The organism is Komagataeibacter sucrofermentans DSM 15973 (genome assembly GCF_040581405.1).
GTDB classification, from domain to species: Bacteria; Pseudomonadota; Alphaproteobacteria; order Acetobacterales; family Acetobacteraceae; genus Komagataeibacter; species Komagataeibacter sucrofermentans.
Genome location: NZ_CP137157.1, coordinates 1,795,159 through 1,820,818, shown reverse-complemented (window position 1 = coordinate 1,820,818; position 25,660 = coordinate 1,795,159). Strand labels below are relative to the sequence as shown.

The following is a 25,660-nucleotide window of genomic DNA, read 5'->3' as shown; positions in this document are numbered from 1 at the left end:
ACCTGCTGGCCGTAAACAGGTTCTGAAATTGTAAAAAGGTTTCTGCGGGCACCGCCTTCATGAAAAGGCGGCAACCCGGACCTTTGGTCATTTTCCAAAAATTACCCCAAAAGTCGCCCCGCATGCCTGATGGCAGCCCCGCCGGGTCATGGCAGGGCTGTGCGGGTCAGGCTTTGGTGGCGCGGGGTTTCTGGGAATCGCGGATGCGGCCCATGATGTAATCACCAGCGGAAACCGGCTCGAAAAGCGGCTGCGTGCCGGTGGGCAGGTTCAGGTCGCGCGGATCGACAATGGCGTCGTAATCCGGGTCGTAGAAGGTCGCGATGGACAGGCGCTCCTTGCCTGAGCGGTTCGTGACCCGGTGCATGTTGGAATTGTAACGCTGGTTGGACCAGCGGCACAGCAGGTCGCCAATATTGATGACCAGCGTGCCCGGAATGGGCGGGGCCGGAATCCAGTTACCATCCGCTCCCATGACATCAAGCCCACCGGTCTGGTCCTGCCACAGCAGGGTAATGCAGCCATAATCGGTGTGGGGCGCCACGCCGAACTGGTCTTTCTCGCGTTCTGCCGGGTGCGGTGGGTACCAGATGGCCTGCGTGCGTTGCAGCGGGCGGTCATATTTCCCCACGAAGAAATCCGGCGCGATGCCAAGTGAATGGGCAACGGCGCGCAGCAGCACCTGCCCGCATGCCCCGATGGCGTTGAAGTAGTCCATCATGGCGTCGCGAAAGGCGGGGCGGCTGGCTGGCCACTGGTTGGGGCCACGCAGGGGCTGGCCGGCAAGCACGGCGGGATCATCGGCCGGGAGTTCCAGCCCGATCTGGAAGAACTCCTTGTAATCAGGCTGTTCCGCGCCGTACATGGTCGTGCGGTTGAGGGCATTGAAGCCGCGCACCGCTTCCTTGGGTTTGCAGGTCAGTTTTTCTTCCATGGGGGCATGGAAGAAATCCAGCGCCTGGGCCCGCAGGCGGTCGATGACCGCATCCGGCACGCCGTGATTGCGGATGTAGCAGAACCCTGATGTGGTGAAGGCATGGCTGATCAGGGCGCCGGTTGTTGCGTAGTCACCTTGCCGTGCGGGACCGAGATCAATGATGGGAAGACCGGCAGGCTCACTCATGGCATGACTTTCTCAGTTTGGGATGTTGAAATGATGACAGCCAGCAGACAGGCGGGCAGGGCGGGGGCAACGGGCGCGACACGGGTCGCGCTGGTGGTTTGCCCCCATGCAATCATGCCTGTCGGCAGCGTGCGGTCGCAGCCTTCAGTCCGCCATTCACCCTGAAGGGGAAGGAGGGCGACCGCATGGGCATGTTCCAGGCGGAAGGGAGCCTGAAAGCGTTCCAGCCGCGCGGGCACGGCGGGTGCCGCCATGAGATTGAAGGCCTGCACGGCCTGCCCATGGCATGACGCACTGACCGCAAGGCCGCCGTCAAAACGGATGGTGTCGCCCGGGCGCTCCAGTGTCGTGCCGCCCGGTGCGATCCCGGTCAGTGTCAGCCTGCCGGGGGAGGCAAGCGCCAGATGGCGCACGAGACCGGGAAAAAGTGAAAAAGGACCATCGCCCACGATGCTTGCCACGCTCACGCGCCAGAAATGCGCCGGGTGGGCATCATGCGCCATGATTTCGCGCGTGGTGCCCCGCCCGTTGCGCCATGGGCGTGGTGCGAAGGCATCCAGTGCCGCGATGTTCAGCATGGCGGGGCAGGGGGTGGAAGCAGCTTGCCCGGGTTGAGGATATTGTTCGGGTCAAGCGCGCGCTTGATCGTGCGCATGACATCAAGTGCTACCGCATCATGCTCGGCTGGCATGAACCCGATCTTGGCCAGGCCCACGCCATGCTCGCCACTGGCCGACCCGCCAAGAGAGAGCGCGCGGGCGATGATCTTGTGGTCCAGCGCACGGGCTTTTTCCACTTCCGCCTCGCCCGGCGGCACAAGCATGACGGTATGGAAATTGCCATCACCGATATGGCCCACGATGGGGGCGGTAATGCCGGATTCCTCGATATCGTGCTTGGCGCCCAAAATCATTTCGGTCAGGGCGGAAATGGGCACGATCGCATCAGTCGAGATGCCGGTATATCCCGGGCGATAGGCCAGGCAGGCCCAGAATACGGCGTGGCGTGTCTTCCACAATGCCGCGCGTTCCTGTGCCTGGGTGCTCCATGTAAAGGCTGAGCCGTTATTGTCGTCGGCAATGGCCTCGACTGTCGCGATCTGCTCACGAACGGCTTCCGGCCCCCCTTCAAATTCAAAGAACATGGTGGGGATGGGGCGGTAGCCATCGAGCTTGGCGTAGCGGATGCAGGCATCCATCTGCACATCATCCAGCAGTTCCATGCGCCCGATCGGCACGCTCATCTGCATGACCTGCACGGCCGTTTCCACGCAGTCGGCCAGTGTCTCGAACTGGCAGACGGCGGCAGCCATGGTCTCGGGTATGCCATGCAGGCGCAACTGCACCTCCGTAATGATGCCTAGCGTGCCTTCCGAGCCGATCATGAGGTGCGTCAGGTCATAGCCCATGGCGGATTTGCGCACCCGGCGGCCCACGCGCATGATGCGCCCATCGGCGAGCACCACGGTCAGGCCCAGCACGTTTTCACGGATCGTGCCATAACGCACGGCCCCCGTGCCCGACGCGCGCGTGGCGCACATGCCGCCAATGGTTGCCTCCCCACCCGGATCAACGGGGAAGAACAGCCCTTCATCACGCAGCAGCAGGTTGAGATCCTGCCGCGTGATGCCCGCCTGCACACGGCAGTCCATGTCGCCTGTATTGAGTTCCAGCAGGCCGGTCATGCGCGACAGGTCTATGGATATGCCGCCTTCGATGGCGTTGACCTGCCCCTCAAGCGACGTGCCTGCCCCAAAGGGTATGACTGGCGCACGGTGGGCGTTGCAGACGCGCAGGGCGTGGGCCACGTCCTCCGTGGTTTCGGCAAAGATGACAGCCTGGGGCGCATGTTGGGCGTGATAGCCCTCGCCATGGCCATGATGCTCGCACACCGACTGGCTGCGTGACAGGCGTTCGCCAAAATGGGGAAGCAGTTCGGCAATCGCCTGTTCGATGCTGTCGGCTGTCGTCATTTCACGCATTCTCCAACGGTGTCTGTGGCAGGAGCAGGGTGCAGTACCGCCTGCAGGGCGGCAAGGAAGCGGGCGTTCTCATCGGGCAGGCCCACGCTGACACGCAGCCAGTGTGTATAGCCTGCCTCCTTCCATGGTTTGACGATCACGCCGTGATGCAGAAGGGCTTCGGCGATGTCGCCCGACGGGCGCTCGGTCCGGAAGAACAGGAAATTGCCGTAGGAAGGGGCTACCGTCAGCCCCATTCCTTCCATCTCGCCACGGAGTTTTTCACGTGCCTCAACGGTGCGGCCCGTGCTGTGGTCCATGTGCTCCAGCCCTTCAAGCGCGCCAAGGGCGGCAAGCTGTGCTGCGATATTGGTGTTGAACGGATCGCGGATTCGGCCAAGCGAATCGATGATTGCCGGGTCCGAGCCGATGGCATACCCGATCCGCAGCCCCGCAAGCCCGTATGCCTTGGAGAAGGTGCGCAGCACCAACCACGGCCGCTCCTGCTCGCGCAGGATGGTGCGGGCATCGGGGTAGGCGGCGTCGAAGCGGGCATATTCGTAATAGGCTTCATCCACCACGATCAGGCAGTCGGGCGGGCAGGCGGCGAACAGCGCGCGCATGTCATCCGCCTTCATCATGCAGCCCACGGGGTTGGAGGGGTTGGCGAAGATCAGCACCTTGAGCGGGGTGGAGACCGCCTTCATCAGCGCGGGCAGGTCGAATGTACAGGCCGGTGTCATGGGGACGGCCTCAACCTTGCCGCCCATGGCCTCGGCGGTGATGATGTGCAGGCCAAAGGAGGGCACCACGGTCACGACGCGGTCACCGGGGTTGATATATGCTTCCGCAATCATGCGGATGATCTGCTCGGAGCCGTTGCCCAGCAGGATGCATGACGCGGGCTCATGCAGCCTTGCCGCGAGCGCGGCCTTCAGCTTCTGGTCGGCCTCAGGGTAGAGTGCGACCTGTTTGACAAGCTCCTGCAGGGCCGTGGCTACGGCGGGGGCAGGACCGTAAGGGTTTTCGTTGCTGCCCAGCTTGGTAATGGTTGTTGCACCGTAACGGCTCCGGACGGCTTCCGTGCTCAGGCCCGCATTATAGGGTGCAAGCTGCGCGACTTCCGGCCGACATGCAGGACCATTGACCTTTGCTATGGAAGCGGGCTTGGCGGACATGACCAGATCTCCTGTTCGTTCATGTATATACAATCATATAAGATTTCGTTGGTCGAGCGAAATTTAATTGGTTGCATGGCCGGATCTGTCTTGGATAACTTTTTGATGAACCAGTCTTATTTCGCTAAATTTTTAGGATCGGACGCCTTTTTTTATTTCGAATCAGCATTGACGCTTATTGTACAGACAACATAACATCGTTGCATTGTCGCTCATATCGGGAACGGCCAGAAAATGAACCAGGCAGTATCAATGCTTCCCCCGACCGGACAGGCGGCGGATTTTCGCAAGAACGGTGCAATCGTTCTGCGTGGCGTATTCGCCCCGTGGGTCGAGACACTGCGCGCAGGCGTCGAGCGCCTGATGGCGGACCCCAGCCCCCTTGAACGTTCCTACCAGCCAGATGGCTCAGCCCCCTTTTTTCAGGATCTATGCAACTGGCAGCGTATCCCTGAATTCCGCGATTTTGTCGAGCATTCTCCCCTCGGCCAGATAGCGGGAGAACTGCTGGGCGCGCATGAGGTGCGTTTTTTCCATGACCATGTGCTGGTCAAGGAGCCGGGCACGTCGCTTGTCACCCCGTGGCATCAGGACCGCCCCTATTACTGCGCCAGCGGCCCGCAGACCGTGAGCTTCTGGATCCCCCTCGATCCGGTGCCCGCAGCCAGCGCGCTGGAATGCGTGGCCGGCTCGCACCGATGGGGGTACGACCACAGGCCCATGCGCTTTGACGGGACGCCCCTTTACGCGGTTGATGACAGCCCGCCCATGCCCGATATCGATTCGGCCCGTGGCGACTACCCTATCCTGAGCTGGGACATGGCGCCGGGTGATGCCGTGGCGTTTGACTTTGGCACCGTTCATGGTGCTGCGGCGACCACGGGGGCGGTCAACCGGCGGCGCGTTTTCTCGGCGCGGCTGGTGGGGGATGACGCGGTCTTCGCCTCACGCGGGGGGAAAGGCTCGCCGCCTTTCGCGCATCTGGCCCTGAAGGATGGTGACTCGCTGGCAGGACCCGATTTTCCAGTCCTTTATACGGCGCCGGCGTGAGGGCGCCCCTCCTGCTTGTGTTGGGCCTCCTGGCGGCTGGCGTGCCGGCAGGTGCCCGGGCGGGATGTCTGGATGATATCCGCAAGGCAGGGGTCATGCGGGTGGGCAACGGGCTGCTTGGCGCGCATCCCTCCCTGTGGCAGGACCATGATGGCGTCTATCATGGCATTGACGCCGACCTCCTGGCCGAACTGACGCGCCGCATGGGGCTGCCCCGCTCGGAGTTTGTCATTACGGAATGGTCCACCATCGTGCCGGGCCTCAAGGCCAGGCGGTGGGATATCGTGCTGTCCGACGTGCATATCACGCAGGAGCGTGAGGTGATGGGGCATGTGCGCTTTTCCATGCCGTATTTCATGCTGTACGATTACGTGATCGTGCCGCAGGATTCGCCCATCCACTCCCTTGCCGACCTGAAGGGCAGGACCATCGGTTCCGTGCTGGGCACCAATGATTCCGCCACGGCCCACCGCCTGGTGGAGCAGGGGATGGGGGCCGCGGTCGCGGATTACGATACGTTTGGCGACCCCTTCCTTGCCCTGCGCAACAAGCAGATCGATGCGGTTGTGGTCGATCAGGGCACGCTGCACGCGCAGCAGGCGCATTTTGCGGGCCTGCGCACGGTGGGCGGGCCGATTTTCTATACACCCAAGCCGAAATGGGCCAGCGCTCAGGCCGCCGCCCCCTACAGGCTGGGCAGCGAGGGGGTTGTGGTGCGGCCTGCCTGCACCGACCTGCTCGCCGTGATAAACCACGCCCTGGAGGATATGCATGAAGACGGAACGATCCGCACGATCCTGAAACGTTACGGCGTGTGGGAACCGCAGCAGGACCATCTCGTAAAAACATCCGGACAGGACTGAGCGGGCGGCATGTACAATTTTTTCTTTTATGCGGTGCCAGAGCATTTCCCTTTCCTGCTTCAGGGCGCGCTGGTTACGGTCGAGCTTTCGCTGATCTCGATGCTGCTGGGCACGCTGCTGGGTTTTTTCCTTGCGGTGGGCCGGCTGTCGCCCCGGCGCACGCTGCGCTGGCCGCTTGATGCGTTTGTCGAGGTCGTGCGCGATACGCCGCTGATCGTGCAACTGCTGCTGATCTATTTTTCCCTGCCCGAAGCCGGGATCGTGCTGAGTGCGTTCTGGGCGGGCATTGCAGGGCTTACGCTCAACCTCGCCGCCTACCTGTCGGAGGTGTTCCGCGCGGCGATCGTGGCGGTTGATAAAGGTCAGCGTGAGGCCGCCATCTCGCTTGGCATGTCGCCCGTGGCCGTTTATTGCCGGGTCATCATTCCGCAGGCGGCGCTGGCTTCCCTGCCAACGCTGGGGGGGTATTTCATCGCGCTGCTCAAGGACTGTTCGCTGGTATCGTTCATTTCGGTCAATGAACTGCTCCGCCATGCCACGATTGTCATTTCCGACACGTTTGACAGCATGGACACATATATCATGGTGGCGATCATCTACTTCATGATGAGCTTTATCAGTGCCCGGATCATCCGCTACGTTGAACTGTGGCTTACCCCATCCAACCGGCGTGCCACCCTCAGCGTGCCATTGACCATGGACAAGGAGGGCGCGCGATGACCGGCTCAAAGCCTCCCGTCCTGACAGTGCGCCAGTTGCGCAAGACCTTTCAGGGCAACGCCGTTCTCAGGGGGGTGGACCTGTCCCTGCATGAAGGCGAGATCGCCTGCCTGATCGGCCCGAGCGGCACGGGCAAGTCCACCATCCTGCGCTGCCTCAATTTTCTGGAGCGGCCCGATGGCGGGGAGATCACGTTCTTCGGGCAGTTCCTGTGCGCGGAAGATGGCAACAGCAACATCTTCCGCATCGCTCAGCCGCGTGTATTGCAGGCGGCGCGGGCGCGCATGCCCATGGTGTTCCAGCACTTCAACCTGTTTTCGCACCGCACGGTCATGGAAAACGTGGTGGAGGGCCAGGTGGTCGTGCTGCGTCGTGGCCGGGCCGAGGCCCGCGACAGGGCCCGCGACTGCCTGGCGCGCGTGGGCATGCTGGAGCGCGCGGATTTCTATCCCGACCAGCTTTCGGGCGGGCAGAAGCAGCGCGTCGCCATTGCGCGGGCGCTGGCCATGTCGCCTGCGCTGATTCTTTTTGATGAGCCGACCAGCGCACTTGACCCGCAACTCGTGCAGGAGGTGCAGGGCGTGATCCGCGACCTGTCGGCAGAGGGGATGACCATGCTGATCGTGACCCATGAAATGCGTTTCGTGCGCTCGATCGCCCATACGGTCCACTTCTGCGAAGGGGGGCGCATAGCGGAGAGCGGATCAGCCGCCGACATATTCGGCCCCAATGCACCACCGCGTATCCAGACCTTCATGGAGGTTGCTCATGGGTGACCAGAACCGTTTTTCCGACAGGGCCGTTTCATGATGACCACGCAAGGTACAAAAATCGAACAGCTTACCGAACTGCCCGAAGATTTCCTGCCCGAGAAAACCGTCGAATTCCAGACGATCTATCCGGTTGCGGCATCGGAACGGCACGGCCGTGCGCGTGACCTGCTGGCCCTGTGGTTTGGCGCCAACATGACCATGCTGACCGTAACGACAGGCGGCGTCATGCGCGGGACATTTCACCTGACCCCGCTGACCGCCATTATCGCGGCCATCGTGGGCAACCTGGTAGGGGGGCTGTTCATGGCGCTGCATGCGGCGCAGGGGCCGCATCTCGGCATACCGCAGATGGTGCAGTCGCGCGCGCAGTTCGGCATGATCGGCGCGGCCCCCATGACGGCCCTGATCGTCATCATGTTCCTGGGGTTTTCCGCCTCCAACCTTGTGCTGGGGGCGCAGGGGCTGGCCACGATGAACGGGCATATGGGTGGCACGGTGGGCATGCTGATCGTGGCGTTCCTCTCGCTGGTGCCGGCGGTGCTGGGCTACAGGGCCATCCACGGTGCCACCCGCATCGCCTCGGTGCTGTGCGGTGCGGCCGTGCTGACATGCCTTGTGGTGGCGTTGTATCATATACCGCGCACCGCCGCGTGGTGGGTCAGTGACGGGCATGACACGGTGCCGGGTTTTCTGGGTGCCATGTCACTTGCGGCCCTGTGGCAGATTGCCTACGCGCCCTATGTTTCGGACTATTCACGCTACCTGCCGAGCAGCCGGGCGGGGGAGCGGCAGGCCTTCCATGCCACTTACTGGGGCTGCGTGCTGGGGTCGTTCGTCGCCATGCTGATCGGCGTGGTAACGGGCGCCAATGTTGCCGCCGTGCTGGGCAATGAACTCGGCTGGCTGGCCGCGCCAGTTCTGGGCGTGCTGTCGCTGGGCATCATCATCGCCAATGCCATGAACCTTTATTGCGGGGCGCTTTCTTCCATTACCGTGTTCCAGACCCTGGCCCCGCACCGGCATTTCGGGCGTGGCTGGCGTGTGGCGATCTCGATCACGCTGCTGCTGGTGGCGACCATGCTGGCGGTGGTCATGTCCGATCAGTTCGACAAGGCCTATGCAGGCTTCCTCGAACTCCTCATGGCGATCATGGTGCCCTGGTCGGCCATCAATCTTGTCGACTATTACCTGTTGCGCCATGGCAACTATGACCTGCCATCTTTCTTTGCCGCGGATGGGGGCGTGTATGGTCGTTTTAACCTCAGGGCTATGCTGTCATACCTGTTCGGGCTGGTTGTGCAGGTGCCGTTTCTGGCTAATGAACTGTATATGGGACCATTTGCCCATGCATTCGGGGGGGCAGATCTGTCATGGGTGTTCGGGCTTGCCCTGACAGGGCTTGTTTACGCTGTGGCCATGCGGAACACAGGGCAGGGAAAAACGACGGAGTGATTGCGATTCCGATACGAATCTTATTGACTGTACTCGTATAGACAACTTAGCCTGTTTCCAGGACAGACAATGGCCTCCGGGCTGAACATCTTTCATCATTTCATGCTAACGGGGCGCGGTGTCTGCCTGCGGTTAAGCGTCGTAAGTAGGGGTCAATAATGGTGCGGAACATTTCGTTATCGAAATTATGTCTCTTTTCCACCACGCTCGTTACAATCGGCACCGGCGTTGCCTCGGCGCAGGTGGTACCGCAGGTCGCCGAGAAGGAAGGCGACCGGGCGCATCATGTCGCCGGCCGCACCGCCGCGCACGCGACCACGCCTGCCGCTGGCAAGGAAGCGGTCTATGTCAGCTCCACGTCGGAAACGTTTAACGTCAAGTCCAAGCATGTCTCCCACGGCGCGCTGGTCACCGTCGGCCAGAAGCTGCTGTCACAGGCACCAGCAGGCACCAACCCGCTCAAGACGCTCGGGCAGTTGCCTGGTGTCATGTTCCAGTCCGCCGATGCGCAGGGCGTGGATATCTGGTCCGAGCAGATCTTCATGCACGGCTTCCAGCAGCAGGAGATCGGCTTTACGCTTGATGGCATGCCGCTCGGTGAACAGTCGCTGCGAAACTATAATGGCTTCAACGCGCTGCTTGCCATTTCGTCTGAAAATGTCGGGCGTATCGACGTGTCGCAGTCCGCAGGCGCGGAAGATATTGCCGCCACCAACAATCTTGGTGGGTCGATGGCCTATGTCTCGCGTGATCCGTCGCACAAGATGGGCGGCATGGTCAGCCAGGGCTTTGGCAGCTTTGCCAATTATCACACGTTCGTGCGCCTGGAGAGTGGTGACCTGAACCGCACCGGCACGCGTTTCTATACATCCTACAGCCGTCAGGACGGTCAGATCTGGAAGGGAACGGGCGAGCAGTTTGTCCAGCAGGTCAATGCAAAGCTGGTGCAGCCCATCGGCGAGGAAAGCTCCCTGTCCGCCTATTTCGACTGGGCCGACATGCACCAGTTCTCCACGCCTGATGCCTCGCCGGAAGTGATCCGCAAGGCCGGTTACAACGTGACCAACTATTATAACGGCCAGCAGAGCGGCCTGCAGGCTGCGATCAATGCGGCCAATGGCATTTTCCCCTCATCATTCTCCGGTCTGGCCGACCCGCAGGATTCCGCCTATTACGATGCGGTTCTCAACAGCGAGGACTATTTTGGCGGCGTGAAGGCGCATATCAAGCTTTCACGCGATGTAACGTGGGACACCACGGCCTATGGCCATGGCGAGACGACCCAGTCCACATGGACAACACCCTATTATCCCTCGCCCAACGGTTCGCCGCTGTCCGAGCTGCGCAAGTCCCCTGGCATCCGTCGTTTTGGCGTCATTTCACAGGTGCATTACGATACATCCAAGAACCAGCTGGCCGGTGGTGTATGGTATGAAAACAACAGCTACCAGTCGCCCCAGTATGACTTCCAGATGCCCAACATCGTCAACGGCCAGCTGACGCAGGCCCTGCCCAACCCGCTGAACTACTGGAAGAACCCGTTCGCCCAGATCTATAATCAGGATTACAACACCAACACCTTTACGGCCTTCGTGCAGGATACTTATCGCCCGATCCAGCATCTTGCCCTGCATTTCGGCTTCAAGTCCGTTCTCAGCACCACGCGTGTTGGCAATGGTTATGCCAACCAGGATTATTACGGCGCGGGCACGCAGCTTGCCAGCGGCGTTGGCCTGACCACCGCCAAGCCTTTCCTGCCGCATATCAGCGCGGACTGGCATTTCATGAAGCATCATGAACTGTATTTCGATATTTCGGAAAACGTGCATACCTACGCACAGTGCGGCTACAAGCTCTGCGCCTCGCCGTTTGCCGTAACGCAGACCGCGTTCAATGCCGAGCGTAATTCCATCCATCCTGAAACGGACTGGACCTATGCGCTGGGTTATCGCTATTCCAGCCAGTATGCCGGGCTGTCGCTGTATGGTTACCGCACGAACTTCAACAACCGCCTGCAGCAGATCACGTCGGGTGGCGGCATTAACCCTATTTCAACCGTTGCCAACGTGGGCGGCGTCACCATGGATGGCGTAGATGCGGCCCTTACCCTCATGCCGGTCCACGGCCTGGCGTTCACCAACAGCTTCAGCTACAACCATGCAACCTATGACAGCAACCTTTTGGATGGCGGCATCAACTATCACACCAAGGGCGTGCAGGTCATCAATTACCCGCGCTTTATGTACAAGACCCGCCTGTCCTATGACTACAAGGGCCTGACGGCCTATGTTGACGCGACCTTCACCAGCCACCGTAACTACAGCTATACGGGGGATGTAAAGGTGCCGTCTTACTGGCTGGCCAACCTGGGCGTGCAGTACAACCTCAGCAAGATTGGTTCGGTGCATCGCAAGCTCGCGCCGGCCAAGGACCTTATCCTTTCCTTCAGCGTAACCAACCTGTCGAACTCCCACTACATTTCTACCATGGGTGAAAACGGCAACCCGATGAGCCTGTCGCAGGGGGCGGATGCCTACCAGTCCTTCCTGGTGGGGGCACCGCGGATGTTCTTCGGTTCGCTCAGCGCGAGCTTCTGATATCGTGCAGGATCGCTAACAGCAGTCGGTATATGCCCGTATGGCATATACCGGCTTTTTTATTGTCTCGGGAGCCCGTGCCTTTTCATGACCGCCCTGCCAAGCCAGCAATCCCTTGACTGGATCACGCGCCTGATCGCGCATGAAAGTATTTCCTCCTGCTCCAACATGGCGCTTGTTACGGAAGTAGCGGCCCATTTTCGCGCACTGGGCATGGATGTATTACTGACAAGAAACGAGTCCGGTACAAAGGCCAACCTGTTTGCAACCCTGCCGGGGCGCGATGGTAGCCTGCATGACGGGCTTGTGCTGTCAGGCCATACGGATGTCGTGCCCGTGGCGGGGCAAAACTGGACATCGGACCCGTTCGTGGCCACCATCCGTGACGGCAGGCTGTACGGCCGCGGTGCGTGCGACATGAAGGGCTTTCTGGGGATTGCCATCGCCCTTGCTGCGGAATTTGCGCAAAAACGCCTGCAATATCCGCTTCATTATGCCCTGTCGTTTGATGAGGAACTGGGCTGCATCGGCGCGCCGCTCATGATCCGTGATATCGTGGCGCGTGGCTACAGCCCGCGTGTCTGCCTTGTGGGGGAACCCACGGACATGACTCCGGTTACCGCGCACAAGGCATCGCGGGTGTTTGAATGCCGCGTGCATGGCCGGGCGTGTCACTCCTCAACTCCGGCCGACGGGGTGAACGCCATTAATTATGCCGCCAAAATCATCAACTTTATTGATGGCATGGCAACATCCTTCCGTTATGAAAAAATGCAGGACCCGGATTTTGATCCGCCGTACACCACGTTTTCGGTCGGCACGATTGAAGGCGGCCTGTCCACCAACACGGTGCCGGACCTGTGTGATTTCAGCTTCCAGTTCCGCTCCCTGCCACAAGAAGATGGCGAGGCCATAGAACAGGCGATCCGGCACTATATCGATCATGACATCATACCGGCAATGCGACGTGATGATCCTGATGCAGGGGTGACCCTGTTCCGGCGCGCCAATGTGCCTGCCCTGGCCGGGCTGCAATGCACGGCGGTTGACGATATAAAGAACAAGCTGGGAAACTGGCAGTGTAGCTGCGTATCATACGGAACGGAGGCGGGACTGTTCCAGCAGGTTGGCATTGACGCCGTTGTGTGTGGTCCCGGTTCGATCATGCAGGCACATAAGGCAGACGAATTTGTTTCGTTGGAGCAACTGGCTGAGTGTGAGAATTTTCTGCGTAATCTGGTTATCTAGTTTTTCCATATGAATGGAATTACTTTATACCTTCAACACAATATGGACCTGCACTCCGGGCAGTACTCGTGTAGGCTGGATTGCCGCCAGAAGTTAGCTCGCACGGGGAATATTCGTGGCCAGAAAAGATGTCCGGATACAAGAATGGTCGGTCGTCATTTCATACCTGCCCCGATATTGCCCGGTTTAGTGTTTCCTGCCTGTTTTTCATGGCAGGATGACCTGATTCAATAAGGAGAAAATGCGTGAAATCGCGTGCCGCTGTTGCGTTTGAAGCCCGGAAACCCCTTGAAATTGTCGAGATCGACGTCGAGCCGCCGCGTGCGGGCGAGGTGCTGATTAAAATCACCCATACGGGTGTATGCCACACCGATGCCTTTACCCTGTCCGGTGATGACCCGGAGGGACTTTTTCCCGCAGTGCTGGGGCATGAAGGTGCCGGCATTGTCATGGAAGTGGGCGAAGGTGTGACCAGTGTAAAGCCGGGCGATCATGTCATTCCGCTTTATACGGCGGAATGTGGAACATGCCTGTTCTGTAAATCTGGCAAGACAAACCTGTGCGTGTCGGTCCGGGCAACGCAGGGCAAGGGGCTCATGCCTGATGGTACAACGCGCTTTTCCTATAAGGGCAAGCCGCTGTATCATTACATGGGCTGCTCTACATTTAGTGAATATACGGTTGTGGCCGAAGTATCCGTGGCCAAGATCAACCCACAGGCCAATCCCGGCCATGTATGCCTTATGGGATGTGGCGTGACGACCGGGATTGGCGCCGTGCATAATACAGCCAAGGTACAGCCGGGGGATTCTGTCGCTGTATTTGGTCTGGGCGGTATCGGCCTTGCTGTTATTCAGGGCGCACGGCAGGCCAAGGCCGGACGGATTTTTGCCATCGACACCAATCCGGACAAGTTTGAACTGGCAAAAGCATTCGGTGCGACGGATTTCCTTAATCCGAAGGATTATAGCAAGCCGATCCAGCAGGTTATTGTAGAAATGACGGACTGGGGCGTGGACCATACCTTTGAATGTATTGGCAATGTCAATGTCATGCGGGCTGCACTTGAATCCGCACATCGTGGGTGGGGGCAGTCCATTGTCATTGGTGTGGCAGGTGCCGGGCAGGAGATTGCCACCCGTCCGTTCCAGCTTGTTACGGGGCGGTCCTGGAAAGGATCTGCATTTGGTGGCGTAAAAGGGCGCAGCCAGTTGCCGGGCATGGTGGAAGACGCCATGCGGGGCGATATCCAGCTTGAGCCTTTTGTTACACACACCATGCCGCTTGAAGAGATCAATGAGGCGTTTCGCCTGATGCATGACGGCAAGTCGATCCGCTCTGTCATCCATTACTGAGCGGGTCTGTTGCCCTGATTAAACCGGATCAGGGGCAACATCTGTAATGTATGTATGAAGCATGGATGAAGGGGCATGGTTATGAAACATCATTATAACCATGCCCCATGCCGTTTTGTCTGGTCGGGGCCAGACCTTACTTCAGCCCGTCCACAAAGGCTGCGATCCGGCGGCAGCCTTCACGCAGGGTGTCCGTATCCGTGGCGTAGGAAATGCGGAAGAACGGGCTCATGCCATAGGCCGCGCCCTGCACGGAGGCGACCTGCTGTTCTTCAAGCAGGGCCATGACAAAATCGGCATCGGTTGCGATCAGGCGACCACCTGCCGAAGTCTTGCCCATGCAGCCACTGATGTCGGGATAGACATAGAACGCGCCCTGCGGCGTATGGCACTGCACGCCGGGAATGGCGTTGAGCAGGGAAACCACCAGGTCGCGCCGCGCCTGATATTCAGCCGCGCGGTCCTTGAGGAAGTCCTGCGGGCCGTTGAGGGCTGCAACAGCCGCCGCCTGCGCCAGCGTGTTGATGCCGCTTGTCGACTGGCCCTGCATGTTGTTCATGGCGGCGATGAGCGCGCGCGGGCCACCGCAATAGCCAACGCGCCAGCCCGTCATGGCATAAGCCTTGGACACGCCATTGACGGTGAGGACACGGTCCTTCAGGCGCGGCTCGACCTCGGCGATCGTACAGAAGGTGAAGCCGTCATAGATCAGGTGTTCGTAGATATCATCGGTCATGATCCACACCTGCGGATGCTTCATCAGCACGGCGGCGATGGCTTCCATGTCCGCGCGCGGGCAGCACGCGCCGGTGGGGTTGCCGGGGAAGTTGAGAACCAGCCACTTGGTCTTTGGCGTAATGGCGGCCTCAAGCGCTGCGGCCGAGAGGCGGAACCCGCCTTCGGCAGGGCAGGGCACGGAAACGATGGAGGCTCCGGCAAGGCGGGCGATATCGGCATAACTGATCCAGCTCGGGGTGGGCAGGACCACCTCGTCACCGGGGTTGATCGTCGCCATCATGGCATCATAGATGATCTGCTTGGCGCCGTTGGCCACCAGGATCTCGTTCAGGACGTAATCAAGGTGGTTTTCACGCTGGAACTTGGCCTGGACCGCTTTTTTCAGCGCAGGCTTGCCATCCTGCGGCGGGTATTTGGTATCGCCCGCGCGGGCTGCGGCAATCGCGGCATCCACCACATGCTCGGGCGTGGGAAAGTCCGGCTCGCCCGATGACAGGCTGATGATCTTCATCCCTTCAGCCTTCAGTGCCGATGCCTTGTCGGTCATCGCGGCCGAAGCCGAAATCCCAATTCCATTCAGTCGATCAGCAAACCCGGGCATCAGACACGTTCTCCAATTTTACTCAATGCAACAGCATATTAGATGGTCGTAGCGATCGTAGATCGTTTCGCTACAGGTTAGATACCGGTGAAAATTGTCTGGCCCCATACAACAATCCTATGAAGGCCAGCATGCTGCCCTTACCCGTCCATCCGGATCGGGTTGCGCACCATGGCAAGTGACAGCCCGCCCGCAATGAGCAGGGCGGCGGCGCATATATACCATGCCATGTCAAAACTGCCGGTCCATGACACGATATACCCGGTCAGGATGGGCGAGAGCAGCCCCAGCGAGTTGCTGCATGTCAGGGTCACGCCCGTCACGGCGCCCATCTTGCTGCCGTCTTCCACCATATCGGTCAGCAGCGCGGTATTGGCGCCATTCGCCGCCATCAGGCACGCCAGCGCGCCAGACAGCACGAGCAGGATGGGCATCATGGTATGAAATTGCGGCAACAGCCCGATCGTGGCGGCGCCGAGCAGGCAGGTTACGACAACAAAACGCCGGTTGGGCGGATGAATGCCCCTGCGAAAGACCAGATGTTCCAGAATACGCCCGATAACGACCGCGCCAATGGCTGCGGCCAGATAACACAGGGCCGTGCTGTTGCCCGTGCCGGTGGTGTTGATGTGCAGCTCATGGATCAGGTACAGCGGCATCCAGGACATGACCAGAAAGTTCAGGTAGTTCTGGGTGCACTGCACTGCCAGTATCCCCAGAAAGGAGGAGGAGCGGAACAGGTTCCTGATCTCGCGGGCCGAAATGGGCCTGCGTGGGGCGGCATCGGGTTTTTCCTTCGGGTTACGGTACACCAGCCACCACACCAGCGCCCAGGCGATGCCTATGCCGCCCAGCGCCATGAACTCGCACCGCCACCCGAAGAACGTGATCAGGTATGCCCCCGCAATCGTGCCACCCGCCAGCCCGAGCTGCATGCCCGTGAGCAGCATGGTCATGACCGATCCGCGCTCGCGTGGCTGCGCCCAGTTGCGCACCACCGTGGCCCCCACGCCAAAGGTTGGCGCCTCACCCACGCCAAGCAGCACGCGGGTCATCAGGAACTGTGTAATGTTCTGCGCCATGCCACCGAGCAGCATGGCAAATGACCATACGCCCACAGCAAGGCTGCCGATGGCGCGCGCGCCAACCATGTCGAGCACGATGGTCGAGGGCAGGTTGAGCAGGAAATATGACCACAGGAAACTCGACGAGACCCAGCCCATCTGCACCGGTGTCAGCGAAAACTCCCTGCCCATCGTGGGCAGGGCGATGGAGAGCGCCGCGCGGTCGCCATAGCTAATGGCGTACATCAGGAAGACAAGAAAGAAGAACACGTAGCGGGCAGGAATTGCGCGCCTGCTTCGGGCGTCGGTGGTCATTTCACCTGTTGTCACGCTTTAGGACTCCTGGTGTGCCATGAATTACGAGAGGGAGGGGTGGCGCATGGCGATCAGGGCGGGGTGCCGGTGGCGGCATCCATCGTGCCTTCCGCCACCACTTTCTGCCTGGCCGGGCGGTCATTGCGCAGCATCCACACGCCCGAGCCAATGATCAGCAGCCCGCCAATGCCCATGGCGATGCCGGGCATCTCGCCAAACCCGAACCACCCGATCAGCGCGGCCCAGAGCAGCCCGGAATAGGCAAACGGGCCAATGGCGGAGACCTGCGCCGAGGCGAAGGCCTCGGTCTGGAGCACCTGCGCGATACCGGCAAAGGCACCCACGGCAACAAGGCAGCCCGCTTCGGTCAGGCCCGGCGTGGTCCAGATGAAGGGCAGCGGCAGCGCGGTCATGACCGTCATGAGAATGGCCTGCCACAGGGCGATTGTGGTGCTGGATTCCGTGGCGGAAAGCTGGCGTATCTGCATGGTGGTCAGCGCGCCGACGGCCCCCTGCGCCAGAGCCACGAAATAGGCCCAGTTGGGCACGGCAGCGCCTGTTGCGGCATGGCCATGTAGCAGCCCCTTGCCAAGGGCCACCACGATCACGCCTGAGAACCCGATCGAGACCGCAACCCAGCGCTGGAGCGAGGGCCGTTCATGCAACAGCGGTATCGACAGCAGGACCAGAAACAGGGGCTGCGTGTAGGACAGGACCTGCTGTTCGGCCAGTGGCAGGCGGGTCACGGTTATCACGACCATGATCATGCTGATCAGGCCCACCACCGAGCGCAGGACATGGCCGCCAAAATGATGTGTTTTCAGCACAATGCCGCTGCGTGATGCAATCAGCAGCACGAAGGGGAGCGAAAACAGGTTCCGGAAGAAAATGATCTCGAGTGCGGGAAGCGTGGAGCCGGTCAGTTTCTGCAGGGCATTGAGGGCGGCGGTAAAAAACGTTGCCGATGCCAGAAGAAGGGCGCCACGTTTCAGGTCATGCTTCATTTTATCCGTACCTCAATGCACGACATGGACAGCGGCGCGCTTCATCAATCAATGCTGCCGGGTGCCCCCACGCACTTCATGTTGCGGCACCGTAACGCAGGGGGCGGATTCCGGGTCATAGGCGTTCGTTGCGGTGCAATAGAAAATTCTTATGGGTAGAGGATGCCTGGGCCTTAAAGCTGGCAGGCAGGGGTCAGCACGCCCCCGCTTGCCTCGATTTCCGCGCGGATGGCGCGGGCGAGTTCCAGTGATCCCGGCGTGTCGCTGTGCACCAGAATGGACTGCGCCCTGACCGGCAGGCGTGCGCCGTCAATGGTCGTGACCGATCCGTCATGCAGGAACTGCTTCACACGCGCCCGCACGCCCGCAAGGTCGTGAATGACAGCACCCGGCTGCCCGCGCGGCACCAGCGTGCCGGCCGTGGTATAGGCACGATCGGCCAGGAACAGGGTCTGTGCCCGCAGGCCGGCCTTCTCGGCGGCACGCTCGGTCGCCTGGCCGGGCATGCAGAACACGCTCAGGTTCCGGTCAAGGGCCGCGATGGCGCGGGTCAGGCGCAGGGCAAGGCCCTCATCCGCATTGGCCATGTTGCCAAAGGCGGCATGGTAACTGACATGGGTCACCCGATGGCCGTGGCGGGCGGCAATGCCCTGCAGCGCGCCGATCTGGTAGCACATCATGGATTCCATATCTGCATCGGACACGGCCATGGTGCGGCGGCCAAAGCCCATCAGGTCGGGCAGGCCGGGATGGGCGCCAATGCCCACGCCCTTTTCCTTCGCCAGTCGCACGGTGCGGTCCATGATGGCGTAGTCACCGGCATGGAAACCACAGGCGATATTGGCTGATGAGACGGTGTCCATCAACCCGTCATCATCAGCAATGCGCCAGCGGCCAAAACCTTCGCCCATGTCGGAATTGAGGTCGATCTTCATGCCTTGGCTCCAGATTTCATGCCAGCGCGGCTGCGTGCGGATGCGCGGTAATGGGCAACCATCATGCGCAGGTCGTCAAGATAGGCGTTGACCGGCTGCATGGCGGCAACACCTTCGGCAAAGCTGCATTCATGCAAGCGGATGCGCATGCCGATGCGCGCCTGCGCCAGTCGCCACAGATCGGCCTCGATTACGGTGGCGATGCGCGGGTAACCGCCCACGGTATTGGCATCGGCCAGTTGCACGATCGGCTCGCCCGCGGGCGGAACCTGCACGATACCGGCAATCACGCCATAGGAGCGCAGTTCAACCCGGTGGCGCAGTTCAAGCGGGGCGCCCGACAGGCGGTAGCCGACGCGGTTGCTCTGTGGCGTAATGCGCCAGGCGGTATCCCACAGCCGCTGCTGGGCTTCGGGTGTGAACAGGGTGTAATCGGTTGCTGGCATCGCGCGCAGGTTGATGACCTTGGCATCCTCCCCGCCTGCTACGGCATCCAGCACCGCAGCGGGGGGCAGGGCGCCATAGCCCGCCACATCCAGCGCGGCACCCGTGGTCCTGAGCGTATCGCCTGCCTCCAGCGGGCGACCGTCAAGCCCGCCAAAGCCGCCACGCAACTGCGTGCTGCGCGAGCCCAGCACCACCGGCACCTCAATGCCCCCGGCAAGGCAGATATAGCCGCGCGCGCCCGCCTTGGGCGGCCCGATGCGCAGCACCTGGCCTGCCGCCGCCGTCTCGACCATCCACGGCAGGATCGTGCGGCCATCAAGTTCGATCGCGGCGTCCATGCCCGTCACGGCAAAGGTGGCGGGTGCGTCAAAGCGCAGCACGAACGGATAGGTCTGCAGTTCTATGCAGGCATCATCCATCTGGTTGCCCAGCAGGATATTGCCGACCTGCAGGGCAAGCGCATCCATGGCGCCCGACGTGCCCACGCCCAGATTACGGTATCCGGGGCGACCGAGATCCTGCACCGTATTCAGGGCGGATGTTTCAAGGATCGTAATCACAGCTCGATGCTTTCGGGGTAAAAGCGGATGCGATCGCCAACGGCAAACAGGGCAGGGGGCTGTTTGTACGGATCGAACACGCGCAGGTCGGTAAACCCGATGGAATTCCACCCGTTCGGTCCTGTCAGCGCGGAAATGCCAGCCTGCATGCCGCCGATGATGACGGTACCCGCCTGCATGTTCAGCGATGGCACGGTCTTGCGCGGCGTTGCGATGCGGGGGTCAAGGCCATGCAGGTAGCCAAAGCCCGGCGCGCTGCCAATGGCGCAGACCGTGTATTCACTACCGTGATGGATGGAAATGACGTCCTGCGGCGACAGGCCCGAATGGGCGCAGACCGCAGCCAGATCCTCGCCCAGCGCGCCGCCATAGCGCACGCCGATCTCGAACAGCTTTCCCTCGATGTGCCGCTCGGGCAGGGTGTTCCAGGCATGGCACAGCCAGTCCGCCACCGCCTGCGGGCTGTCGGGCGGGGCGGAAAAGATCAGCATGAGGTTGGTCACGCCGGGAATGAGTTCGCACACGTCGGGCCGCGCCTGTGCTGCGTCCATCAATGCCCAGACCCGGCGCTGGTGGGCCATGGTGAAATCACCCGGCGCCTCGAACAGCATGGCGCGTGTGCCGATCATGCTTATGGCAGGCGCCGCGGCGGTATCGCGCGCCACATCGTTCTTTATATCCGTGTTCAAAATACACAGTCCCTGGAACGGCGCTGGTTATTGAACCTGAACCGTAACAATATAGGTTTCGCGGCCTGAAGTGCCGACTGCAATACTATGACCGTTTACGTAACGATGGCCAGTGCAATTGTGGTTGTGAGGCTATTGAATAATCTTATGGCTCAGCATGATAGCCGGGCCATCATATTATGTTATGGCGTGAGAACGAAGTGCTCTTGGCGCTTGTTGTTCATGGCCGTTAGCATGAAAATCAATAGCTGAGCATCCGGTATCCGCTGTGGGGCCGGGTGGTGTTAGTTTCTCTGTTCAGGATCGGGTTTTCTTACCATGAGCAACCAGCCGTATCGTACCGCCCTTGTCACTGGCGCATCTTCTGGCATTGGCGCGCAGATCGTGCGCCGCCTGGCGCAGGAAGGGATCGAGGTTCATGCCCTGGCGCGTGACGCGGCCCGGCTGGAGCAGCTGTCGCAGGAAACCGGCTGCGTCGTGCACGCTGTCAGCGTGTCCGACCAGGCCGGGATCGAGGCGCTGGTCAAGGGTCTCGAGATCGACATCCTGGTCAACAATGCCGGGCAGTCGCGCACGGGCAACATCACCAACACCACGCCTGAGGATATCGATGCGCTGGTGGACGTGAACCTGCGCGCGGTGCTGCAGCTGACCCGCCTCGTGGTGGCCGGCATGATCGAGCGTGATCGCGGGCATATCGTCAACATCACCTCCATTGCGGGCCATTACGCCTTTGCTGGGGGCAACACGGTCTATCACGCCACCAAGGCAGGCGTGCATTCGCTCTCGCAGCAGCTGCGCTGCGACCTGTTCGGCCGTCGCATCCGCGTGACCGAAGTCTCGCCCGCGCGTTGCGAAACCGAGGTGTTCGGCCGCCTGATCGGGAACATGGAAGAGGCGAAGAAGCGATTCTTTGATGAATATGAGTCCCTGCTGCCCGAGGATATCGCAAACTCCGTCGCCTTCGCCGTCATGTCGCCGCAGCGCATGAATGTCAGCTTCATGGAAGTGCTGCCGACCATGCAGGTCGTGGGTGGGCTGAACTTCGCCAAAAAGACATCCGGCGCGGCGTAAGACCAGTGGATCTCACGCATGTCAGGCGGCTGATCGACCTGCTGGCCACGGCTCCGGTCACGGAGCTGGAGGTCGAGGAAGGCGGCTGCCGTATCCGCATTACCCGTGGCGGCGGTGCGCAGCCTGAGGTTGCGCCATCCGCCCCGCCCGCAGGAGTGGCTCCCGCGCCCGTAGCGGCCACGCCACAGGCTGCGCCGCCGGTGGCGGAGGAGGCGGTCATTGCCGCCCCGTCCTATGGCGTGTTCCATCTCTCGCCCGCGCCGGGCGCGCCGCCGTTCATAACGGTGGGGCAGGACGTGCAGGCAGGGCAGGAAGTGGGCCTGGTCGAGGCGATGAAGGTGTTCAACGCCGTCCGTGCCGGGCAGGCTGGCAAGATCGCCGCCGTGCTGGTGGAAGACGGCACCGAAGTGGAGGCAGGGACCCCCCTGTTCCGGCTGGCATGAGTGAGACCCCACGTTTCAACCGGGTGCTGATCGCTAATCGCGGCGAGATCGCACTGCGCATCCAGCGCGCCTGCCGCCAGCTCGGGCTGGAGACGGTGGCGGTGTATTCCGAAGCCGATGCCGACAGCCGCCATGTGCATGAGGCCGATGTTGCGCTGTGCATTGGCCCCGCCGCCGCAGCCCGCAGCTATCTCGACCCCGACGGGCTGCTGCTCGCCGCCCGGCTGACCGGGGCGCAGGCCATTCACCCCGGCTACGGCTTCCTGTCGGAAAATGCTGATTTTGCCGATGTGGTGGAAAAAGCGGGCCTGACCTTCATCGGCCCGACCGGGGCTTCCATCCGCATGATGGGCGACAAGATTACCGCCAAGCGCGCCATGCGTGAGGCGGGCGTGCCCTGCGTGCCCGGCTCGGACGGGCCGCTGCCCGCTGATATGGACGCCGTGAAGGCCATTGCGCTCGATGTCGGCTTTCCGGTCATCGTCAAGGCATCAGGTGGTGGCGGCGGGCGCGGGATGCGCGTGGTCGAGCGTGTGGCGGACCTGGCACAGGCCGTAACGCTGACCGCCAAGGAGGCCGAGCAGGCCTTTGGCAACCCGACGCTGTATCTTGAACGCTTCATGCAGAAGCCGCGTCATATCGAAATTCAGGTTCTGTGCGACACCCACGGCACCGCGCTGTGGCTGGGCGCGCGCGACTGCTCGCTACAGCGCCGCCACCAGAAAGTGCTGGAGGAAGCATCCGCCCCCGGCATCGCACCCGAAACCATTGCCGAAATTGGCGAACGCTGCGCCGAAGCGTGCAGGCGTATCGGCTACCGTGGCGCGGGCACGTTCGAGTTCCTGTATGAAGATGGCGTGTTCGCCTTTATCGAGATGAACACCCGCGTGCAGGTCGAGCACCCGATTACGGAAGAGACAACAGGCATCGACATCGTGGCCGAGCAGCTGCGCATTGCCCAGGGCCAGCGGCTTGGCATCGCGCAGGCGGATATCGGGCTGCGCGGCCATGCCATTGAATGCCGCCTCAATGCCGAGGATCCGTTTACCTTCATGCCTTCGCCCGGCACCATCACGCGCTGGGATCTGCCCGGTGGCCCGGGCATCCGGGTCGATACGCATGTCGTGGCGGGCTACACGGTGCAGCCTTATTATGACTCGCTTATCGGCAAGATCATCAGTTACGGCGCGACCCGTGAGCAGGCCATTGCCCGCATGCGGGTGGCGCTGGCGGAAATGAAGGTGGAAGGGGTGTCAACCAACATCGCCCTGCATCAGGACCTGCTGGCCGACCCCGCATTTGCGCGTGGCGGCGTGGATATTCACTACCTTGAACGCTGGCTTGCGCAAAGGACAGCCTCATGAACAACCGGTCCGAACAGCTGGTGCCCCATTTTGATCGGCTGCCAGAGCCTGAACAGATTGGCCAGATGGCGACATGGCTGGCGCAGGCCGGGCTGGAAAGCCTGGAACTGTGCAACGAGGCGGCGGGGCTGAAGCTGCGGATCCGCGTGGGGCAGGCAGCACCTGCTGCAACAGCCCCTCATGCCCTCCCGGCAGCGCAGCCTGATGCCGGGGGCGGACTGGTAGCGGTGAAAACACCGTATTTTGGTCATCTGTGCCTGACTCATCCGCAACGCGATGCCGCTTTTGCTCCAGTCGGGGCCAAGGTGGCGCAGGGCGATATTGTAGCGCTCCTGACACTCGACAGCCTGCAGGTGCCCGTTCCCGCACCGGTTGCGGGCACGGTTGCCGAAGTGACGGGGCAGGCTGGCGCACTGGTCGGATATGGCGCCGCAATCATGCAGATCCAGCCTGACTGATAAGCTCAGGCCGGGTGGTGCGGCGGTTTGGTCGTCATTCCGTCGTATTTTTCTGGGCTGTCATCATGTCTTTACAGGCGAATACAGGCGTGGTGGCGGCATCGTTCCACCCGCGTCGTAGCATTCTTCTCAACGGGGATAGACCGAAATGATTAATATGCCCGCTCCGGCGCGAGATGGCGCGACCTGCACCCTGACGGGCCAGGCCAGCCCTGTGGCAGCGGAGAGCGGGCAGTCCGGCCCCCGTGTCGAGCGCGACATGTTGGGCGAGGTCACGCTGCCCCCCGGCGTGCTATGGGGCGTGCATACAAGGCGCGCGCTGGATAACTTTCCCATAAGCGGCACCACGATCGGCAGTTTTCCCGAGCTGGTGCAGGGGTTGGCTATCGTCAAGCAGGCAGCGGCGCGGGCCAACCTTGCGCTGGGCTACCTCGACCCCACGCGCGCCAATGCCATTGACGCCGCCTGCCAGCAGATCCTGCAAAACCCCGCCTATCGCGCGCAGTTTGTGGTGGATGCCATGCAGGGTGGGGCAGGCACGTCGACGAACATGAATGCCAACGAGGTCATTGCCAATGTCGCCTTGGGGCTGCTGGGGGAAAAACCGGGCACCTACAGCGTGCTGCACCCCAATGACCATGTCAACATGGCGCAGTCCACCAATGATGTTTATCCCACAGCGCTCCGTCTTGGCCTGCTGCTGGCTGTCGATCCGCTGGTGGCGGCCCTTGATGGGCTGCACGCGGCGCTGGATGAAAAAGCAGAGGCGTTTGATGCCATCCTGAAGGTTGGCCGTACGCAGTTGCGCGATGCCGTGCCCATGACGCTGGGGCAGGAATTCGGGGCATTCCGCAGTTCTGTGGCGGAAGAAATCAGGAGCATAAAGGCCCATGCTGCAGCCTTTGAGCAGGTCAACCTGGGCGGTACCGCCATTGGCACGGGGCTGAATACCGACCCGCGCTATGCCCCCGCTGTCATGGCGGAACTGCGCAGCCTGACCGGGCGGCCCATGAGCAGCTCGCCCGACCTGATCGAGGCGACATCGGATGTGGGTGCTTTTGTGCTGTTTTCGGGCGCGCTCAAGCGCCTCGCGCTCAAACTGTCAAAAATGTCCAGCGACCTGCGCCTGCTGTCGAGCGGGCCGCGCACGGGGATAGGCGAAATCGTGCTGCCAGCGGTGCAGGCCGGGTCTTCCATCATGCCGGGCAAGGTCAATCCCGTCATACCCGAGGCAGTTAATCAGGTGGCTTATCTGGTTGCGGGTCACGACCTGACCGTTACGATGTGCGCCGATGGCGGGCAGTTGCAGCTCAATCCGTTTGAACCGATGATTGGCTATTGCCTGTTTACATCGATCAAAACATTACGCGCCGCTATCGAAACCCTGACCACGCGCTGCATCAGCGGCATTTGTGCTGATCGGGCGCGGTGTCAGTATCTGTTTGACCTTAATATCGGCATCATTACAGCCCTGGTGCCGGTGCTGGGTTACGATATCTGCTCGGCCATTGCCAAGCGCGCACTGGCTGAAGACCGCAAGGTGACGGATCTGATCGTGGAGGACCGGCTGCTTTCGCCCGAACAGCTTGCGGCCCTGTTGCAGCCCGATGCGCTGACCCGCCCCAATATCGGGCGTGGTGCGCTCTGAA

23 protein-coding genes are annotated in these 25,660 nt (G+C 61.3%); 13 read left to right on the top strand and 10 right to left on the bottom strand.

Annotated features, from left to right (window positions below; translation table 11 throughout):
- Positions 1-166: 166 nt before the first annotated feature.
- From R5N89_RS08785 to hisC, 4 genes are read right to left on the bottom strand one after another with little or no spacing between them, the layout of a single operon-like run.
- Entirely contained in the window at positions 167-1,123 is a 957-nt protein-coding gene (locus R5N89_RS08785) for an isopenicillin N synthase family oxygenase (RefSeq protein WP_110567477.1), read from the bottom strand.
- Positions 1,120-1,701 carry a HutD family protein gene (locus R5N89_RS08780; protein ID WP_110567479.1) on the bottom strand — a complete coding sequence of 194 codons (582 nt, stop codon included), beginning with the start codon at positions 1,699-1,701 and terminating at the stop codon, positions 1,120-1,122. The genes R5N89_RS08785 and R5N89_RS08780 overlap by 4 nt, the downstream gene beginning before the upstream one ends.
- On the bottom strand, positions 1,695-3,095 hold the full coding sequence (locus tag R5N89_RS08775; RefSeq protein WP_110567481.1) for an FAD-binding oxidoreductase: 1,401 nt from the start codon (positions 3,093-3,095) through the stop codon (positions 1,695-1,697). The genes R5N89_RS08780 and R5N89_RS08775 overlap by 7 nt, the downstream gene beginning before the upstream one ends.
- Positions 3,092-4,261: a histidinol-phosphate transaminase gene (gene hisC, locus R5N89_RS08770; protein ID WP_110567483.1), complete on the bottom strand. Its 1,170-nt coding sequence runs from the start codon at positions 4,259-4,261 to the stop codon at positions 3,092-3,094. Before hisC ends, R5N89_RS08775 begins: the two co-directional genes overlap by 4 nt.
- 252 nt (positions 4,262-4,513) lie before the next feature.
- Between hisC and R5N89_RS08765 the strand changes: the two genes are divergently transcribed.
- The 8 genes from R5N89_RS08765 to R5N89_RS08730 all read left to right on the top strand — a co-directional run bounded on the left by R5N89_RS08765 (position 4,514) and on the right by R5N89_RS08730 (position 14,319).
- Complete coding sequence (locus R5N89_RS08765) at positions 4,514-5,311, top strand: phytanoyl-CoA dioxygenase family protein (protein WP_208624625.1); 798 nt, start codon at positions 4,514-4,516, stop codon at positions 5,309-5,311.
- The gene (locus R5N89_RS08760; protein ID WP_208624626.1) at positions 5,308-6,174 is read left to right on the top strand and encodes an ABC transporter substrate-binding protein; all 867 of its coding nucleotides are present in this window, start codon (positions 5,308-5,310) and stop codon (positions 6,172-6,174) included. Before R5N89_RS08765 ends, R5N89_RS08760 begins: the two co-directional genes overlap by 4 nt.
- A 9-nt stretch (positions 6,175-6,183) precedes the next feature.
- A complete protein-coding gene (locus tag R5N89_RS08755) occupies positions 6,184-6,894 on the top strand; it encodes an amino acid ABC transporter permease (protein WP_110567486.1) in 711 nt (236 codons plus the stop codon).
- A complete protein-coding gene (locus R5N89_RS08750) occupies positions 6,891-7,670 on the top strand; it encodes an amino acid ABC transporter ATP-binding protein (RefSeq protein ID WP_110567488.1) in 780 nt (259 codons plus the stop codon). The genes R5N89_RS08755 and R5N89_RS08750 overlap by 4 nt, the downstream gene beginning before the upstream one ends.
- Before the next feature lie 30 nt (positions 7,671-7,700).
- A complete protein-coding gene (locus tag R5N89_RS08745; protein WP_244192068.1) occupies positions 7,701-9,119 on the top strand; it encodes a cytosine permease in 1,419 nt (472 codons plus the stop codon).
- Positions 9,120-9,277: 158 nt separating this feature from the next.
- Complete coding sequence (locus R5N89_RS08740) at positions 9,278-11,716, top strand: TonB-dependent receptor (protein WP_110567490.1); 2,439 nt, start codon at positions 9,278-9,280, stop codon at positions 11,714-11,716.
- Between the two features lie 87 nt (positions 11,717-11,803).
- Positions 11,804-12,964, top strand: a complete 1,161-nt coding sequence (gene argE, locus R5N89_RS08735; protein ID WP_110567492.1) for an acetylornithine deacetylase — start codon at positions 11,804-11,806, stop codon at positions 12,962-12,964.
- 245 nt (positions 12,965-13,209) lie between these two features.
- Positions 13,210-14,319: an S-(hydroxymethyl)glutathione dehydrogenase/class III alcohol dehydrogenase gene (locus tag R5N89_RS08730; RefSeq protein ID WP_110567494.1), complete on the top strand. Its 1,110-nt coding sequence runs from the start codon at positions 13,210-13,212 to the stop codon at positions 14,317-14,319.
- A 136-nt stretch (positions 14,320-14,455) separates the two neighbouring features.
- On the opposite strand, the gene R5N89_RS08725 is transcribed toward R5N89_RS08730, so the two are convergent.
- The 6 genes from R5N89_RS08725 to pxpB form a co-directional block, all read right to left on the bottom strand.
- On the bottom strand, positions 14,456-15,658 hold the full coding sequence (locus R5N89_RS08725) for a pyridoxal phosphate-dependent aminotransferase (protein WP_110567496.1): 1,203 nt from the start codon (positions 15,656-15,658) through the stop codon (positions 14,456-14,458).
- Positions 15,659-15,798: 140 nt separating this feature from the next.
- Positions 15,799-17,037 carry an MFS transporter gene (locus tag R5N89_RS08720; protein WP_110567498.1) on the bottom strand — a complete coding sequence of 413 codons (1,239 nt, stop codon included), beginning with the start codon at positions 17,035-17,037 and terminating at the stop codon, positions 15,799-15,801.
- Positions 17,038-17,108: 71 nt separating this feature from the next.
- Positions 17,109-18,041 carry a DMT family transporter gene (locus R5N89_RS08715; RefSeq protein ID WP_110567500.1) on the bottom strand — a complete coding sequence of 311 codons (933 nt, stop codon included), beginning with the start codon at positions 18,039-18,041 and terminating at the stop codon, positions 17,109-17,111.
- Between the two features lie 173 nt (positions 18,042-18,214).
- Entirely contained in the window at positions 18,215-18,976 is a 762-nt protein-coding gene (locus R5N89_RS08710; RefSeq protein WP_110567502.1) for a LamB/YcsF family protein, read from the bottom strand.
- Positions 18,973-19,983: a biotin-dependent carboxyltransferase family protein gene (locus R5N89_RS08705; RefSeq protein ID WP_110567504.1), complete on the bottom strand. Its 1,011-nt coding sequence runs from the start codon at positions 19,981-19,983 to the stop codon at positions 18,973-18,975. The genes R5N89_RS08710 and R5N89_RS08705 overlap by 4 nt, the downstream gene beginning before the upstream one ends.
- Complete coding sequence (gene pxpB / locus R5N89_RS08700; RefSeq protein WP_110567692.1) at positions 19,980-20,612, bottom strand: 5-oxoprolinase subunit PxpB; 633 nt, start codon at positions 20,610-20,612, stop codon at positions 19,980-19,982. Before pxpB ends, R5N89_RS08705 begins: the two co-directional genes overlap by 4 nt.
- A 378-nt stretch (positions 20,613-20,990) precedes the next feature.
- Here pxpB and R5N89_RS08695 point away from each other — a divergent pair, with 378 nt between their 5' ends.
- The 5 genes from R5N89_RS08695 to R5N89_RS08675 all read left to right on the top strand — a co-directional run bounded on the left by R5N89_RS08695 (position 20,991) and on the right by R5N89_RS08675 (position 25,659).
- On the top strand, positions 20,991-21,746 hold the full coding sequence (locus tag R5N89_RS08695; RefSeq protein ID WP_110567506.1) for an SDR family oxidoreductase: 756 nt from the start codon (positions 20,991-20,993) through the stop codon (positions 21,744-21,746).
- A 5-nt stretch (positions 21,747-21,751) separates the two neighbouring features.
- Entirely contained in the window at positions 21,752-22,189 is a 438-nt protein-coding gene (locus R5N89_RS08690) for a biotin/lipoyl-containing protein (RefSeq protein ID WP_110567508.1), read from the top strand.
- Positions 22,186-23,553 (top strand): acetyl-CoA carboxylase biotin carboxylase subunit, encoded by a 1,368-nt coding sequence (accC, locus tag R5N89_RS08685; protein ID WP_110567510.1) that lies wholly within the window; start codon positions 22,186-22,188, stop codon positions 23,551-23,553. The genes R5N89_RS08690 and accC overlap by 4 nt, the downstream gene beginning before the upstream one ends.
- Positions 23,550-24,011 (top strand): biotin/lipoyl-containing protein, encoded by a 462-nt coding sequence (locus R5N89_RS08680; RefSeq protein WP_110567512.1) that lies wholly within the window; start codon positions 23,550-23,552, stop codon positions 24,009-24,011. The genes accC and R5N89_RS08680 overlap by 4 nt, the downstream gene beginning before the upstream one ends.
- Positions 24,012-24,159: 148 nt before the next feature.
- Positions 24,160-25,659: an aspartate ammonia-lyase gene (locus tag R5N89_RS08675; RefSeq protein ID WP_110567514.1), complete on the top strand. Its 1,500-nt coding sequence runs from the start codon at positions 24,160-24,162 to the stop codon at positions 25,657-25,659.
- Position 25,660: the final 1 nt, after the last annotated feature.